A 14,262-nucleotide genomic window follows, 5' to 3' on the forward strand; every position below is an offset into this window, starting at 1 on the left:
ATGCGCTTGTTTGTGTCGGCGGGGCGCCCCCGCCCACGCTCGTCCCCATCCCGCCGCCCGCCTTGCCCACACCTCATTACGGCGCGGGGGCGGGCCCCCGCCCGCTCCTACAAAAGAAGCCGATGCCAAGGGATTGGCATCGGCTCTCGGGTGACTCAGGTGTTCAAACGGAAAGCCTTGTCACCGCCGGAGGGCTTCAGCCTTCCGGTGTAGCTGCCTTGTAAACCGGCTCACCATCAACCCAGGTCGACAGCACCTTCAGGTCATCGAGCTGGTCGGCCGCAACTTTGAGCGGGTCGCCGTCCAGCACCACGAAGTCCGCACGCAGTCCGCGCTGCAGCTTGCCTACCTGCGCTTCGTCATGGCCCGCCCAGGCCGCGTCGCTGGTGAAGCCACGCAGCGCTTCGGCAGCGCTCAGGCGCTGTTCCGGCTGCCAACCACCCGGCGGTTGGCCGTCGCGGTCCTGCCTGGTCACTGCCGCGTACAGACCCAGACGCGGATCGACCTGCTCCACCGGAAAATCCGAGCCCAATGCCAGGCGCGCGCCACTGTGCAGGAAGCGCTGCCAGGCGTAGGCACCGAGGATGCGTTCCGGCCCGACCCGCTGCTCGGCCCAGCCCATGTCCGAGGTGGCGTGGGTCGGCTGCATCGAGGCGATGACGCCGAGCTTGGCGAAGCGCGGGATGTCCTGCAGCGACACCACCTGCGAGTGTTCGATGCGCCAGCGATGATCGTTGTCTTTGTGTGTGCCCAGCACCTTTTCATAGGTATCCAGCACGATGCGGTTGCCACGATCACCGATCGCATGGGTGGCGACCTGCACCTTGCAGCCATCCGCCTTGCGCACGGCGGCTTCGAATTCCTCCGGCGAGGTCATCAGCAGACCATGGTTGTGCGGATCGTCGCTGTAAGCGGTGAGCAGGGCGGCGCCGCGGCTGCCCAGTGCGCCATCCATGTACAGCTTCACCCCGTGCATCTGCAGGCGACCGCCGGGATGCGCATACAGACCAGCCTTGCACAGGTCCTCCAGTGCTTCATTGTTGCCGTCGGCATAGGCGTCGATGCGCAGCGGCAGCTTGCCCTGGTCGGCCAGGCGCTTCATCAGCGTCAGGTCCTCGCGCGACACGCCCATGTCATGCACACCGGTCAGACCATTGCTGACCGCCGCCTGCAGTGCAGCCTGCAGGCGCTTTTCGCGTGAGGCATCGTCCAGTGCCGGGATCTGCGCGTAGACCAGCGCGGCTGCGCCATCGACCAATACGCCGCTGGGCTTGCCAGCAGCATCGCGAAGAATGCGTCCTCCTTCCGGCTGCCAATCGCCGGACAGCGACTTGCCCGCCTTCTCGGCAATCCGGATGGCCGCGCTGTTGACCCAACCAGCATGGCCATCAACACGCTCCAGATACAGCGGCCGCTGCGGGAAGGCCGCATCCAGATCGGCAGCGGTCGGGAAATCGGTATTGTCCCAACGGTTCTGGTCCCAGCCGCGACCCAGCAACCACTCGCCGGGCGCCAGCGTCTTCTCGAAGGCCTGCAGCCGCTCCAGCACTTCGCCACGGGTGCGTGCGCCGGTCAGGTCGGCCTGCATCAGGGTATTTCCCAGACCCATGATGTGCGCATGGGCATCGATCAGGCCCGGCACCACGGTCGCGTCGCCCACGTCGATGCGCGGTGCCTGCGGATACAACTGCAGCAGTGCATCGGCACTGCCCACGTCCAGTATCTTGCCGCTGTCACTTTCCCAGGCGATGGCACCGACCACCGGCTGCGCCGGGTCGCCGGTGCGGATGGTATCGGCGACCAGCAGCTTGACCTCGGCCTGGGCCGGGATTGCATGCAGGCAAGGGAGCAACAGGGCTACACAGGCAATACGACGCATCAGGCACTCTCCGCAACGGAATGGGTGGACTATGCCGTCATCGGCCCAGCCTGACAAACCGTGCCCTGCACCTCATACGGGCGGAAACGCCCGCTGCGCTCAGTCGGCGCTTACATCCACGCGTACGCGGATCTGCTCGCCCGGGTGGTAATCGCGATGGGTATGGTACTGCCGCCCAGCGTATTCGTAGGTAACGTCGTAGCCATCCACCCGCTCGCTCTCGCTGCCATAGCCGGTAGGCTCGCACACACGCACGTCACCGCGCCGGTAGGTGGGCCGATTGCTGGCCTCGTAGATGGCGCGACCGGCCGCACCACCGGCAATGGTGCCGACCGCGGTACCCAGGTAGCGTCCGTCACCGCCACCGATGCGGCTGCCGATCACCGCACCAGCGAGCCCGCCGATCACCGTCGCCCACTGGCGACCGCTCTCGTTGCCCTGCCGGTACTGGCCGTTGTCGTAGCCACGCTGGTCATAGCCATCATTGCGATAGCCATTGTTACCGTAACTGTTGTTGCCGTAGTCGCCAGCCTGATAACCATTGTTGTCGTCCACATAACCGCCATCGTTGCGCTCATAGCAGCGCTCGTTGCGGCCCTGGTTGCCGTTGACGATCACCGGGTCCACCCGCACCACCCGTGCGTAGTCGTAAACCGGGCCACTGCTGGCATTGCTCCGGTTGCGATACTGCCCGTCGTCATAGCGCGGATCCGGCCGGTACTGGCCATCATCGTAAGAACCGTTGGGACGATACTGGCCGTCGTCGTAGCGCTGCGCGGACGCATTGGAGGCGACCAGACCACCGACAGCAAGGACAGCGGCAACAGCTAGCGAGCGACTCATGGCAGTAACCACTCCGGCTGGAATGAGGAACGAGGGATGAGCGATGCTCAGGCGCGACGGGTGAAACGATCCTGAACCGGCCCGGCCAGCGCTGAACGCTCGCCGGGCCATAGCCAAATCAGGCTGAAAACTCGCTATCCAGGCTGATCGGCACTGCACTCAGCGCCTTGGAGACCGGGCAGTTCTGCTTGGCATCATCGGCAATTGCGCGGAACCGGGTTTCGTCCAGGCCCGGCACCACCGCCTTTACCTTCAACCGGATCTGCGACAGCTGCGGGCCACCCTCCATCGACAGGTCGACATCGGCACGGGTGTCCAACGAGGTCGGCGGGAAGCCGGCTTCGCTGAGCTTGGCCGACAACGCCATGGTGAAACAACCTGCGTGTGCGGCAGCAATCAGTTCTTCGGGGTTGGTCCCCTTCTCATCACCGAAGCGGCTGTTGAAGGCGTAGCGGGTGTTTTCCATCAAACCGCTCTGCGGCGTGTTCAAACGGCCCTGGCCGGTCTTCAGATCGCCTTCCCAGTGCGCGGTGGCGTGACGCGAAATACCCATGGTCGAACTCCTCGTGGTGGATGACGCGGTCAGCCTAAACCACCCCGCGTTAGTAGTTTGTGCGCTGTCGCTGCCAGCACGAGAGCGTGCCCGCCGAGTAAGGGCAACAGCGTGGTTGACTGCAGTCCGGGCCTGTTTTTGCATGCCCTGCGGCACCGATTTGTTGTCCAAATACGCCCGGAAGCAATTTTTATGGGCTTTTTCTTCGATTACCTATTGGCGTCGCGCAATTCATGCCCTACATTTCGCTTGCCGACGGGGTCGGCACGACCAACAACCAACCGTTCACGGAACAGGAAATCATGGCAAAGACCGCTAAAAAGGCTGCCCCGAAGAAGGCAGTGAAGAAAGTAGCAACGAAGGCTGCCAGCAAGGCTGCCGCCAAGCCGGCCGCACCGAAGCCGATCAAGGAAGCACTGACCAAGTCCGGTCTGGTTGCCCACATCGCAGAAGCCACCTCGGTCGCTGCCAAGGACGTGCGCGCTGTGTTCGCCGCCCTGGAAGGCGCCGTCGCCGCTTCGGTCAACAAGAAGGGCGCTGGTTCCTTCACCCTGCCGGGCCTGCTGAAGATCTCCACCGTGAGCGTTGCTGCCAAGCCGAAGCGCAAGGGCATCAACCCGTTCACCAAGGAAGAGCAGTGGTTTGCCGCCAAGCCGGCCACCACCAAGCTCAAGGTGCGTCCGCTCAAGAAGCTCAAGGACGCTGCGCTGTAATCAGCGCGCCCCTTGGCGAAGAAACGGGACGGCCCTGCCGTTCCGTTTTTTTTGGCTTTATGGTTTGCTGGAAAACGTTCCCATGGCCCGCAGCGTTCTGCCGGTGACACCGCGGAAACGCTGGAACACAGCGTCATGGTTCAACGCCTCGTACCTGCGCCAGCACGGGCCTATGGTGGCCACTCCCACCGCTTCCCCACGCAGTCCACCATGTCCATCAGCAAGCATCGCTACCGAATCTCCGTCACTCCGATCGAGACTGACGGCCAGCAGTGCAGCGGCCGCTGCTCGATCGAATTCGAACAGCGCAGCCAATACAACTGGATGCGCCAGCTGGAATCCGCGCAAGGCCAACGTCGGCTGTCCTGCAATGAGGACGCTGGCATCGTGGTTGTCACCGGCCTGCTCGAAACCATGGCCGAATCGGCCGCCAAGCCCGACAGCCTGTTGAGCGCGCTGCAGCCGGAGCTCGGCCAGTTGCTGCACAAGCTCAAGCAGCTGCAGACCCCGACGGAGTGAGCCGTTGGCTGCATGCCGACCGGCGCTGCAGACCTCCAACATCGTCGCACGGGAGCGGAATTCGCTTGCGCAGGCGGAAATACTGGCCTGCGCGCTTGATCATCGCGACCGGAGAACAGCACTCCAAGGACTGGTATTGCAGCACTCCGCTCATCGATCGCAATGCCCGGGGCACCCACCGGGGATCATTGCAGTGCGATTCGGTCCGGCCTGCTAATTAACCGTTCACCCGATCCGGTTATCTTGCTAGTCCGACCTGCCGCCATCACCGAGTGCCCCCGATGAATCTGCGTTCCCTGCTCCTCCCCAGCATCGTCCTGGTCGCCATGGCCGGCAGTGTCCATGCCGCGCCGCAGATCAACGGCAAACAGTTGACCGTTGGCGCCGCCGATGTGCAGCAATACCTGGACGGCAGCTTCCCGCGTACGCAGCAGGCACTCGGCGGCCTGCTTGCACTGACTGTCAGCCAGCCGCGCCTGACCCTGCCGCAGGGCAGCCGCCTGGACCTGGGCTTCAACCTGGCCATGGCCGCGGGTGGTTCGTCGATGCCGGTGGGCGATGTACAGATCAGCAGCGGCCTGCGTTACGACACGCAGACCCAGGGCTTCCATCTGGACCAGCCCACGGTAGATGGCTTCCGTCCCAGTGCTGGTGGTGGTGAGTTGGATGCAAGCACCCGCAGCCTGCTCAACAGCTGGCTGGCCGACTACGCCCGCCGCGAGCCGATCTACAAGATCGATCCGGCCATCGCCAAGGTGATGGGCGTGCTGCAGGTCAAGTCGGTAGGCATCCAGAACGGCCGCATCGCCGTGGACTTCAACCAGAACCTGGGCAGTTTCGTGCCGCAGGGCTTGCTGGGGAACTGAGCCGGACAGCTGGCAGAAGTGAAAGAGGCCGCGATAGCGGCCTCTTTAGCTTTGTTTGTAGGAGCGGCGTAAGCCGCGAAGCTGACGATGTATCAGCCTCGAAGCCGGGCCTTCCCCGAACAGAACCGTTTCGACTTCTATTGGCAGCACCTGAGCTGACACCAGCTTCGCGGCTTATGGCCCGAGGCCACCCAGCGCCGCTCCCACAAGAGCAGCGGGCGCCTTTCAGCGCTTCGGCTGCAGCATCGTGCCGGTGCACTTGGGCGAGCCGCAACGGCACTCCCAGATCTTCTTCAGGCGCGGGGTGTGACGCTCGGCCAGGGTGATACCGTAGTTATAGGTCAACTCTTCGCCCGGCTTGATGTCGCGGATGGCTTCGATGAACACCTTGTCGGCGGTGCGGTCATCGCCTTCGGCCTCTTCGATCATCGCCTCGCAGTTCGGGTCACAGCTGTGGTTGATCCAGCGTGCATCGTTGCCCTTATAGTTGGCATCGATGACGTAGTCGTCGTTCAGAGTGAACAGGAAGGTGTGGCCGGTTTCCACATCACCTGCATCGTCCGCGTCCACTTCGGCATGGGTACGGCGCTTGCCCTTGTATTCGATGACACGCTCGCCCTTCTTGATGGCTGCCACGGCGAACACGCCGTTGCCGTGGATGGAGGATTTGCGCGCCTGGATCTTCTTGGGCATGTACATGGCCGGAACGTGAGTGAGGCGGTGATTCTCGCCCATCGGGCAGGACAACCCAAGGGGAGTCACTGGGATTGGGGATTCTGCTTCCGCTCTGCAGCGAATCGACAGCATGAAGCAGCGGCTGCGCCGCTCCCCCTCTCCTGCGTTCGGCATCCTCTCCCGCAAGGGGAGAGGGGAAGATCAATGGCCCCGCGTGCACCTGCTCTTGCCCCCTCTCCCCTTGCGGGAGAGGGTTGGGAGAGGGGTAGCTTTTGGCGCGGAATTGAAGCCCACCACTGTGTATGCCCGCCTGATTTTTTGGGGAAGTAAAAGCGAAAAGCAGCGGCTGCGCCGCCCCCTCTCCTGCCTTCGGCATCCTCTCCCGCAAGGGGAGAGGAGAACTGCAGCGGCTGCGCCGCCCCCTCTCCTGCCTTCGGCATCCTCTCCCGCAAGGGGAGAGGAGAACTGCAGCGGCTGCGCCCCCCCTCGCCTGCCTTCGGCATCCTCTCCCGCATGGGGAGAGGAGAACTGCAGCGGCTGCGCCGCCCCCTCGCCTGCCTTCGGCGTCCTCTCCCACGAGGGGAGAGGAAACTGCTGCAGTCCCATGATTGGCTGGGGCTTCTGGGAGCTGAACGGCAAAACTTGGCCCCCCGGACCAGAAAGCGTACAATTTTGGTCCACATTGATACCCCCGCTCCCGCAATGCTCCGCGTCACCAAGCTCACCGATTACGCCACCGTCGTCCTGACCGTGCTTGCCGCACGGCCTGCCGAAGTGCTGAGCGCAACCGATCTGGCTGAAGCCGCTGGATTGGAACCGCCCACCGTCAGCAAACTGCTCAAGCCGCTGGCCCAGGCTGGCCTGGTCGAAGGCCTGCGCGGCGTGCACGGCGGTTACCGGCTGACCCGCCCGGCCTCCGAGATCACCCTGATCGAGATCCTGGAAGCGATGGAAGGCCCACTGGCCATCACCGAATGCAGCCAGGAGCAGAGCCAGTGCGGCCTTGCCGGGCAGTGCGGTGTGCGCTCGAACTGGCGGCTGATCAATGACGTGGTTTCCGATGCCCTGCGCGGCGTCACCCTCGCGCAGATGCTGCACCCCTTACCGCTTGCCGACCGTCGCCGCATCAGCGCCGACGTCGTCTCCTGAACAACCGTAGGCAGCCCTGATGGCCACCGAAATCATCGAACCGGTCGACACCGTCGACAGCCCGAACCGTGAAATCCATGAGCAACTGGGTCGTAAATACGACGCAGGCTTCGTCACGCTGATCGAATCCGAGTCGTTCCCGCCGGGCCTGGACGAGGACGTCATCCGCGCCCTCTCGGCCAAGAAGGACGAGCCCGAGTGGATGACGCAGTGGCGCCTGGACGCCTACCGCCACTTCCTGACCATGCGCCAGCCGGACTGGGCCAAGCTCGACATCGCGCCGATCGACCTGCAGGCGCTGAGCTACTTCTCCGCGCCCAAGGGCCCGAAGTACCAGTCGCTGGACGAAGTGCCAAAGGAACTGCTGGACACCTACGAAAAGCTCGGCGTGCCGCTGCATGAGCGTGCCAAGCTGGCCGGCGTGGCGGTGGATGCGGTGTTCGACTCGGTCTCGGTCGGTACTACCTTCCGCAAGGAACTGGCCGACAAGGGCGTGATCTTCTGCTCCATCTCCGAAGCCATCCGCGAATACCCGGAGCTGGTACGCAAGTACCTGGGCTCGGTGGTGCCGGTCGGCGACAACTATTTCGCCGCGCTGAACTCGGCGGTGTTCTCCGACGGCAGCTTCGTGTTCGTGCCGGCCGGTGTGCGCAGCCCGATGGAGCTGAGCACCTATTTCCGCATCAACGCCAGCAACACCGGGCAGTTCGAGCGCACCTTGATCATCTGCGAAGACAAGGCCTACGTCTCCTACCTGGAAGGCTGCACCGCGCCGATGCGCGATGAGAACCAGCTGCACGCCGCAGTGGTCGAGCTGGTGGCGCTGGAAGATGCCGAGATCAAGTACTCCACCGTGCAGAACTGGTACCCGGGTGACGAGAACGGTGTCGGTGGCATCTACAACTTCGTCACCAAGCGTGCCGAATGCCGTGGCGCGCGCTCCAAGGTGACCTGGACCCAGGTGGAAACCGGCTCGGCCATCACCTGGAAGTACCCGTCCTGCGTGCTGCTGGGCGACGACTCGGTGGGCGAATTCCACTCGGTCGCGCTGACCCACCACCGTCAGCAGGCCGATACCGGCACCAAGATGATCCACGTCGGCAAGCGCACCAAGAGCAAGATCATCTCCAAGGGCATCAGCGCCGGCCGTGGCCAGAACACCTACCGCGGCCTGGTGCGTGTCGACCGTGGCGCCGAAGGCGCGCGCAACTACACCCAGTGCGACTCGCTGCTGATCGGCAAGAAGTGTGGCGCCCACACCTTCCCTTATATCGAAGTGAAGAATCCGACCGCGACAGTCGAACACGAGGCCACCACCTCCAAGATCTCCGACGACCAGCTGTTCTATTGCCGTGCGCGCGGCATCGACCAGGAAAACGCGGTGTCGATGATTGTCGACGGCTTCTGCAAGCAGGTCTTCAAGGAGCTGCCGATGGAGTTCGCGGTGGAAGCCAAGAAGCTGCTGGAAGTGTCGCTGGAAGGATCGGTCGGATGAGCCGCCTGCCGCTGCTACTGCTGGCCGTGCTGCCGTTCGCGGCCGCCGCCGCGTCGCCGGGCAAGGCCTGTGATGACGCCCGTACCCAGCTGGATATCAACGAGTGCGCGGCCGCTGAAGCCACCGCGGCCGACGCCGAGCTCAATGCCGTGTACCGGCAGGTGATGCAGAAGCTGCAGGGCCAGCAGGTCGCCATCGACAAGCTGCGCGCCGCCCAACGCCTTTGGGTCCCGCTGCGCGATGCCGACATCGAAGCGCGCTACCCGGTGGGCAAGGACGAGAATCCGCGCGTTCTATATGGCTCGATGTACCCGATGCTGTATTCGGCCAACAAGGCCGAACTGACCCGGCAGCGCACCCAGTGGCTGCGCGCCACCTTCCTCGATCGCGCCGAAGGCGAGCTCTGATCGCCCCGCACCCTACATATTGAAGAACGCACCCTCATGCTGAAGATCGAAAACCTCCACGCAAGCATCGGCGACAAGGAAATCCTCAAAGGTCTGTCGCTGGAAGTGAAGCCGGGCGAAGTGCACGCCATCATGGGCCCGAACGGCGCCGGCAAGTCCACCCTCGGCAATGTCCTGTCCGGCCGCGACGGCTACGACGTCACCGCCGGCAGCGTGCAGTTCGAAGATGGCGACCTGCTGGAACTGGAACCGGAAGCACGCGCCGCCGCCGGCCTGTTCCTGGCCTTCCAGTACCCGGTGGAAATCCCCGGCGTCAACAACACCTACTTCCTGCGCGCCGCGCTCAATGCGCAGCGCAAGGCCCGTGGCGAGGAAGAACTGGACTCGATGCAGTTCCTCAAGCTGGTCCGGCAGAAGCTGGCAGTGCTGCACCTGAAGGACGAGCTGCTGCACCGTGGCGTCAACGAAGGTTTCTCCGGTGGCGAGAAGAAGCGCAACGAGATCTTCCAGCTGGCCGTGCTCGAGCCGAAGCTGGCGATCCTCGACGAAACCGACTCCGGTCTGGACATCGATGCGCTGAAGAGCGTGGCCGATGGCGTCAACGCGCTGCGTTCGCCGGAGCGCTCCTTCCTGGTCATCACCCACTACCAGCGCCTGCTCGACTACATCAAGCCGGACGTGGTGCATGTGTTGGCCGACGGCCGCATCGTCAAGACCGGTGGCCCGGAACTGGCGCTGGAGCTGGAAGCCCACGGTTATGACTTCCTGAAGGACCGCGTGGTCCGCGAGGCGGCCAAGTAATGACTGCCCTGCTCGATTCGTTGCGCGAATCCTTCGCAACAGCCCGCACATCCATGTGCGGGGATTCAACGAAAATCGCCGAACGGGAGGAGATTCTTGAGGCTGCGCTCAAGACCGGTCTGCCCGCCGCCCGCAACGAGGCCTGGAAGTACACCTCACTGCGCCAGCTGGAGCGCCGCAGCTTCACCGCCGCGCCACTGCAGGCCCCGGACATCGATGCCGCGCTGCTGGCCGACATCCCGTCGCCGCGCCTGGTCTTCGTCAACGGTCGCCACAGCGCTGCGTTGAGCGATCTGTCGTCGCTGGATGCCGGTGTGCAGGTGCGCACCTTGTCTGCCGTGCAGGCCGAAGAACCCGAAGCGCTGCGTTTCCTCGGCCGTCGCTTCGAGCGCGCCGAAGAAGTGTTCGCCCAGCTCAATGCCGCACTCGCCGATGAAGGCGTGCTCGTACAGGTCGCCGACGGCATCGTCAGCGAAACCCCGCTGCATCTGGTGTTTGTCAGCGCGGCGGATTCCAGCGACCACGCCTGGCATCACCGCCACCTGATCGAACTGCGCCGTGGCGCCGTGTTCGGCCTGGTCGAACATCACCTCCAGGCTGGCGACAGCGCGCACCTGGACAATACCCTGATCCACGTCCACATTGCCCAGGACGCCGTGCTGTCGCACGCCCGCGTGCAAGCCGACAGCGCGCGTGCCACCTCGCTGCTGCGTACCGATGCGGTACTTGCACGCGATGCCGAATACCGCCGCATCGACCTGGAACTGGGTGCCGCGCTGAGCCGTCATGAGCTCAACGTGCGCCTGGAAGGCGACAACGCCAAGCTGACCGCCAATGGCGTGCTGCTGGGCACCGGTCGTCGCCATATCGATACCCGCCTGGGCATCGAGCACATCGCCAAGAACACCAGCGCCGAACTGGTCTGGCGCGGCGTTGCCGCCAACCGCAGTCGCGTGGTGTTCCATGGCGGCATCGGTATCCGCGAAGGCGCCGATGGCACTGATGCCAATCTGTCCAACAAGAACCTGCTGCTGTCGGCCGATGCCGAGATCGATACCCAGCCGACGCTGGTGATCGATGCCGACGAGGTCAAGGCGGCGCACGGCGCTACCGTTGGCCAGCTCGACGCCAATGCGCTGTTCTACCTGCGTTCGCGCGGCGTGCCGGCCGAACAGGCCCGCGCCATGCTCAGCGCGGCGTTCTGCCACGAGCCGCTGTCCGCCGTGGAAGGCGCTCTCACCGAAAAACTGGCCCGCCACCTGGACCAGGCACTGCAACAGGCAGGCATGGCATGAACCTCAGTTCCCCGCGTCCGTTCCACGCTTCGGCCACCGCCCCCGACTGGGAGCGCGTGCGCGCCGACTTCCCGCTGCTGATGCGCGAAGTGAACGGCAAGCCGCTGGTGTATTTCGACAATGCCAATACCGCGCAGAAGCCGCTGTCGGTGATCGGCGCGGTGGACGAGTTCTATCGCCGCTACAACGCCAACGTCAGCCGTGCGGTGCACGCGCTTGGCACTGAAGCCACCGATGCCTACGAAGGTGCGCGCACCAAACTGGCGCGTTTCCTCAACGTGCGCAGCGATGAGCTGGTGCTGTGCAGCGGCACCACCTTCGCGATCAATCTGGTCGCCTATTCGTGGGCCTTGCCGCGCTTGAAGGCTGGCGATGTGATCCTGGTCTCGCGCATGGAGCACCACGCCAACATCGTGCCGTGGCAATTGGTCGCCCAGCGCACCGGCGCCAGCATCCGCGTGGCCGAGATCAGCCCCGACGGCAGCCTGGACCTGGACGCGCTGCACGCAGCGATGACCCCGGAAGTGAAGCTGCTGGCACTCACTCACGTATCCAATGTGCTGGGCACCATCAACCCGGTGCGCGATATCTGCCGTGAAGCGCGCAAGCGCGGCATCATCACCGTGATTGATGGCTCGCAGGCCGCACCACACCTGACGGTGGATGTGTCGGCTATCGGCTGCGACTTCTATGCCGTTACCGGCCACAAGATGTGCGGACCCACCGGCACCGGCGCGTTGTGGGCACGTCGCGAGCATCTGCAGGAGATGCCACCCTTCCTCGGTGGTGGCGAGATGATCAAGGAAGTCAGCTTCGACGGCACCGTGTTCAACGACGGCCCGCACAAGTTCGAAGCCGGCACCCCGAACATCGCCGGCTTCATTGGCTTGGGCGTCGCAGTGGACTACCTGGAGGAACTCGGCCGCGAACACATCGAAGCGCGCGAGCAGGAACTGCTGGCCCACTTCACCGAAGAACTGCAGCGCGTTGAAGGCCTGCGCATCTTCGGTACTGCGCCGAACAAGGCCGCGGTGGTGTCGTTCCAGATTGAAGGCGCACATGCGCATGACCTGGCGACCCTGCTCGACCTGCAAGGCGTTGCCGTGCGTTCCGGCCAGCACTGCGCGCACCCGCTGCTGCAGTACTACGGCGTCGCCGCCACCTGCCGCGCCTCGCTGGCGTTCTACAACACGCATGAAGAGATCGAAGCCTTCATGGCGGCGCTGAAGAAAGTGCGCAGCCTGCTGGGCTGAGAAATCCGGTTGTTGCAGGAGCGGCGTAAGCCGCGAAGCCACAAATCCAACAGCACAAGCTCTACCCCTCCCCAGCCCTCCCCTTGCCTTCGGCAAAGGGAGGGAGCGCATTGCTGGCTTCGACAGCATCCTCGGCATTGCATTCGTTCTGGTTGTGGGAGCGGCGTAAGCCGCGAAGCGAGCGTCGCTGCAGGCCTCGTTGATTCCGCGATCTGACAATCTGTCAGCCTCGCGGCTTGCGCCGCTCCCGCAATCCACCAGAACACCCCTGCTGCACAGCGCCCGTCACACATGCCATAATGCGAACAATTCGCATTTGCATAAACAATGACCCCCGCGTCGTCCTCCCTCCTCGCCACCCTGTTCCGCGACCATCACCGCTGGTTGCTGGCACGGCTGTGCAGGCAGGTTCGTTGCCGCTGGGATGCCGAAGACCTCACTGCCGAGACCTTCAGCCAGGTCGCAGCCTCGCGTACACCGCTGGCCAGCATCGACGAACCACGCGCGTTCCTGACCATCATCGCCAAGCGCCTGCTGTTCCATCTGCGCCGCCGCCGTGATCTGGAACAGGCCTGGCTGGAACAGCTGCGCCACAGCCCGGAGGCGTTCTCGCCCTCGCCCGAGGAACGTGCGCTACTGCTGGAGACGGTGCTGCTGGTCGACCGCAGCATGCAATCGCTGCCGGCAGCGGCGCGCGCGGCCTTCCTCTACAGCCAGCTCGACGGCATGGGCCACGAGCAGATCGCACGGCAACTCGGCGTATCGGTACGCACCGTCGGTCGCTATCTGCGCCAGGCATGGACTTGCTGCCTGCAGGATCTGCAGCAGACGGAGGCGCTCAAATGAGCGAGCAGACTGCAATGGATGCCGCCATCGACTGGATGGTGCTGCTGCAATCCGGCAGTGCCAACGCACACAGCCATCAGCAGCTGCAGCATTGGCTGGATGCCTCAGCCGAGCATCGCAACGCATGGCAGCAACTGCAGGAAATCCAGGGCCGCTTCCAGCGCCTGCGCGAGGTTGCCCAGCGTCACCCCGGCCAGGATCAACAGGCACGCGAACTGCTGCTGCGCCCGTCGCGGCGTGTCGCACTGCGCTCGCTGGCGGCCTTTGCAGTCACCGCTGGCGGCGCCGCGTTGCTGGCCGACCGCAAGTTCCCGCTGCGCGAACTCAGCGCCGACCTGCGCACTGCCACCGGGCAACGCCGCCGCTTCGCACTGGACGACGGCAGCACACTCACGCTGGATGCACGCAGCGCGATGGATCTGGATTTCGGCGCCAACCAGCGCCAACTGTGGCTGCGGCGCGGGCGTGCACTGCTGGACATCGCCGCCGACCCGCGTCCGTTGCTGCTGCACTCCCTGCATGCCCGGCTCAGCCTGCTGCGCGGCAAATTCATGGTCGAACGCGATGAAACCTCGACCCAGATTGGCGTGCTCAGCGATCACCTGCTGATCGAGGACGGCAGCGGCCACAGCCTGCGCCTGCAGGCCGGCGAAGGCGCGCGCATCGACGCCAGCGGCATCACCGCCCTTGGCAGCAATCCACTACAACTGACCGACTGGCTGCACGGCCGGGTCAGCCTCGACAACGCGCCATTGCTGCAACTGGTGGAGCGCCTGCGCACCTACCGCAGCGGTTTCCTGCGGGTATCGCCGGAGGCCGCCGCGCTGCGCGTGCAAGGCGTATTCGCGCTGGACGACAGTGACCGTACCTTGGCCGCCCTGGCCGAAACCCTGCCGCTGCTGATCCGTTCCTATGGCCCGCTCACACTGATCGAAAAAAAATAGCGTGGGCGTGTCCGGTTTTCCGCC

15 protein-coding genes are annotated in these 14,262 nt (G+C 64.4%); 11 read left to right on the top strand and 4 right to left on the bottom strand.

Annotation, left to right across the window (positions count from 1 at the left end; translation table 11 throughout):
• Window positions 1-196: 196 nt before the first annotated feature.
• From ACVOL0_RS11755 to ACVOL0_RS11765, 3 genes are all read right to left on the bottom strand, one after another.
• Window positions 197-1,879 (bottom strand): amidohydrolase, encoded by a 1,683-nt coding sequence (locus ACVOL0_RS11755; RefSeq protein WP_481549263.1) that lies wholly within the window; start codon window positions 1,877-1,879, stop codon window positions 197-199.
• 99 nt (window positions 1,880-1,978) lie between these two features.
• Window positions 1,979-2,722 (bottom strand): glycine zipper 2TM domain-containing protein, encoded by a 744-nt coding sequence (locus ACVOL0_RS11760; RefSeq protein ID WP_481549264.1) that lies wholly within the window; start codon window positions 2,720-2,722, stop codon window positions 1,979-1,981.
• Window positions 2,723-2,840: 118 nt separating this feature from the next.
• Entirely contained in the window at window positions 2,841-3,275 is a 435-nt protein-coding gene (locus ACVOL0_RS11765; protein ID WP_481549265.1) for an OsmC family protein, read from the bottom strand.
• 302 nt (window positions 3,276-3,577) lie between these two features.
• Here ACVOL0_RS11765 and ACVOL0_RS11770 point away from each other — a divergent pair, with 302 nt between their 5' ends.
• The 3 genes from ACVOL0_RS11770 (at window position 3,578) to ACVOL0_RS11780 (ending at window position 5,373) form a co-directional block, all read left to right on the top strand.
• Entirely contained in the window at window positions 3,578-3,988 is a 411-nt protein-coding gene (locus ACVOL0_RS11770) for an HU family DNA-binding protein (protein ID WP_481549291.1), read from the top strand.
• Between the two features lie 210 nt (window positions 3,989-4,198).
• Window positions 4,199-4,507: a DUF3861 family protein gene (locus ACVOL0_RS11775; protein WP_481549266.1), complete on the top strand. Its 309-nt coding sequence runs from the start codon at window positions 4,199-4,201 to the stop codon at window positions 4,505-4,507.
• A gap of 281 nt (window positions 4,508-4,788) precedes the next feature.
• Window positions 4,789-5,373 (top strand): YceB family lipoprotein, encoded by a 585-nt coding sequence (locus ACVOL0_RS11780; protein ID WP_481549267.1) that lies wholly within the window; start codon window positions 4,789-4,791, stop codon window positions 5,371-5,373.
• A 225-nt stretch (window positions 5,374-5,598) separates the two neighbouring features.
• Here the strand turns inward: ACVOL0_RS11780 and ACVOL0_RS11785 are convergent, their stop codons facing one another.
• Complete coding sequence (locus ACVOL0_RS11785) at window positions 5,599-6,066, bottom strand: SET domain-containing protein (protein ID WP_481549268.1); 468 nt, start codon at window positions 6,064-6,066, stop codon at window positions 5,599-5,601.
• A 684-nt stretch (window positions 6,067-6,750) separates the two neighbouring features.
• Between ACVOL0_RS11785 and ACVOL0_RS11790 the strand changes: the two genes are divergently transcribed.
• The 8 genes from ACVOL0_RS11790 to ACVOL0_RS11825 all read left to right on the top strand — a co-directional run bounded on the left by ACVOL0_RS11790 (window position 6,751) and on the right by ACVOL0_RS11825 (window position 14,238).
• Window positions 6,751-7,197 carry an SUF system Fe-S cluster assembly regulator gene (locus tag ACVOL0_RS11790; RefSeq protein ID WP_057627263.1) on the top strand — a complete coding sequence of 149 codons (447 nt, stop codon included), beginning with the start codon at window positions 6,751-6,753 and terminating at the stop codon, window positions 7,195-7,197.
• A 19-nt stretch (window positions 7,198-7,216) separates the two neighbouring features.
• Window positions 7,217-8,692 (top strand): Fe-S cluster assembly protein SufB, encoded by a 1,476-nt coding sequence (gene sufB / locus ACVOL0_RS11795; protein ID WP_481549269.1) that lies wholly within the window; start codon window positions 7,217-7,219, stop codon window positions 8,690-8,692.
• Window positions 8,689-9,099, top strand: a complete 411-nt coding sequence (locus ACVOL0_RS11800) for a lysozyme inhibitor LprI family protein (protein ID WP_481549270.1) — start codon at window positions 8,689-8,691, stop codon at window positions 9,097-9,099. Before sufB ends, ACVOL0_RS11800 begins: the two co-directional genes overlap by 4 nt.
• A gap of 36 nt (window positions 9,100-9,135) precedes the next feature.
• Window positions 9,136-9,900: a Fe-S cluster assembly ATPase SufC gene (sufC, locus tag ACVOL0_RS11805; RefSeq protein WP_282271346.1), complete on the top strand. Its 765-nt coding sequence runs from the start codon at window positions 9,136-9,138 to the stop codon at window positions 9,898-9,900.
• Window positions 9,900-11,195, top strand: coding sequence for a Fe-S cluster assembly protein SufD (sufD, locus tag ACVOL0_RS11810; RefSeq protein ID WP_481549271.1), 1,296 nt, complete (start codon window positions 9,900-9,902; stop codon window positions 11,193-11,195). Before sufC ends, sufD begins: the two co-directional genes overlap by 1 nt.
• Entirely contained in the window at window positions 11,192-12,448 is a 1,257-nt protein-coding gene (locus ACVOL0_RS11815; protein ID WP_481549272.1) for a cysteine desulfurase, read from the top strand. Before sufD ends, ACVOL0_RS11815 begins: the two co-directional genes overlap by 4 nt.
• 327 nt (window positions 12,449-12,775) lie before the next feature.
• Window positions 12,776-13,294 (top strand): sigma-70 family RNA polymerase sigma factor, encoded by a 519-nt coding sequence (locus ACVOL0_RS11820; RefSeq protein WP_481549273.1) that lies wholly within the window; start codon window positions 12,776-12,778, stop codon window positions 13,292-13,294.
• On the top strand, window positions 13,291-14,238 hold the full coding sequence (locus ACVOL0_RS11825; RefSeq protein WP_481549274.1) for a FecR family protein: 948 nt from the start codon (window positions 13,291-13,293) through the stop codon (window positions 14,236-14,238). Before ACVOL0_RS11820 ends, ACVOL0_RS11825 begins: the two co-directional genes overlap by 4 nt.
• Window positions 14,239-14,262 lie beyond the last annotated feature (24 nt).

The sequence above is a fragment of the Stenotrophomonas sp. STEN021 genome (genome assembly GCF_056760175.1).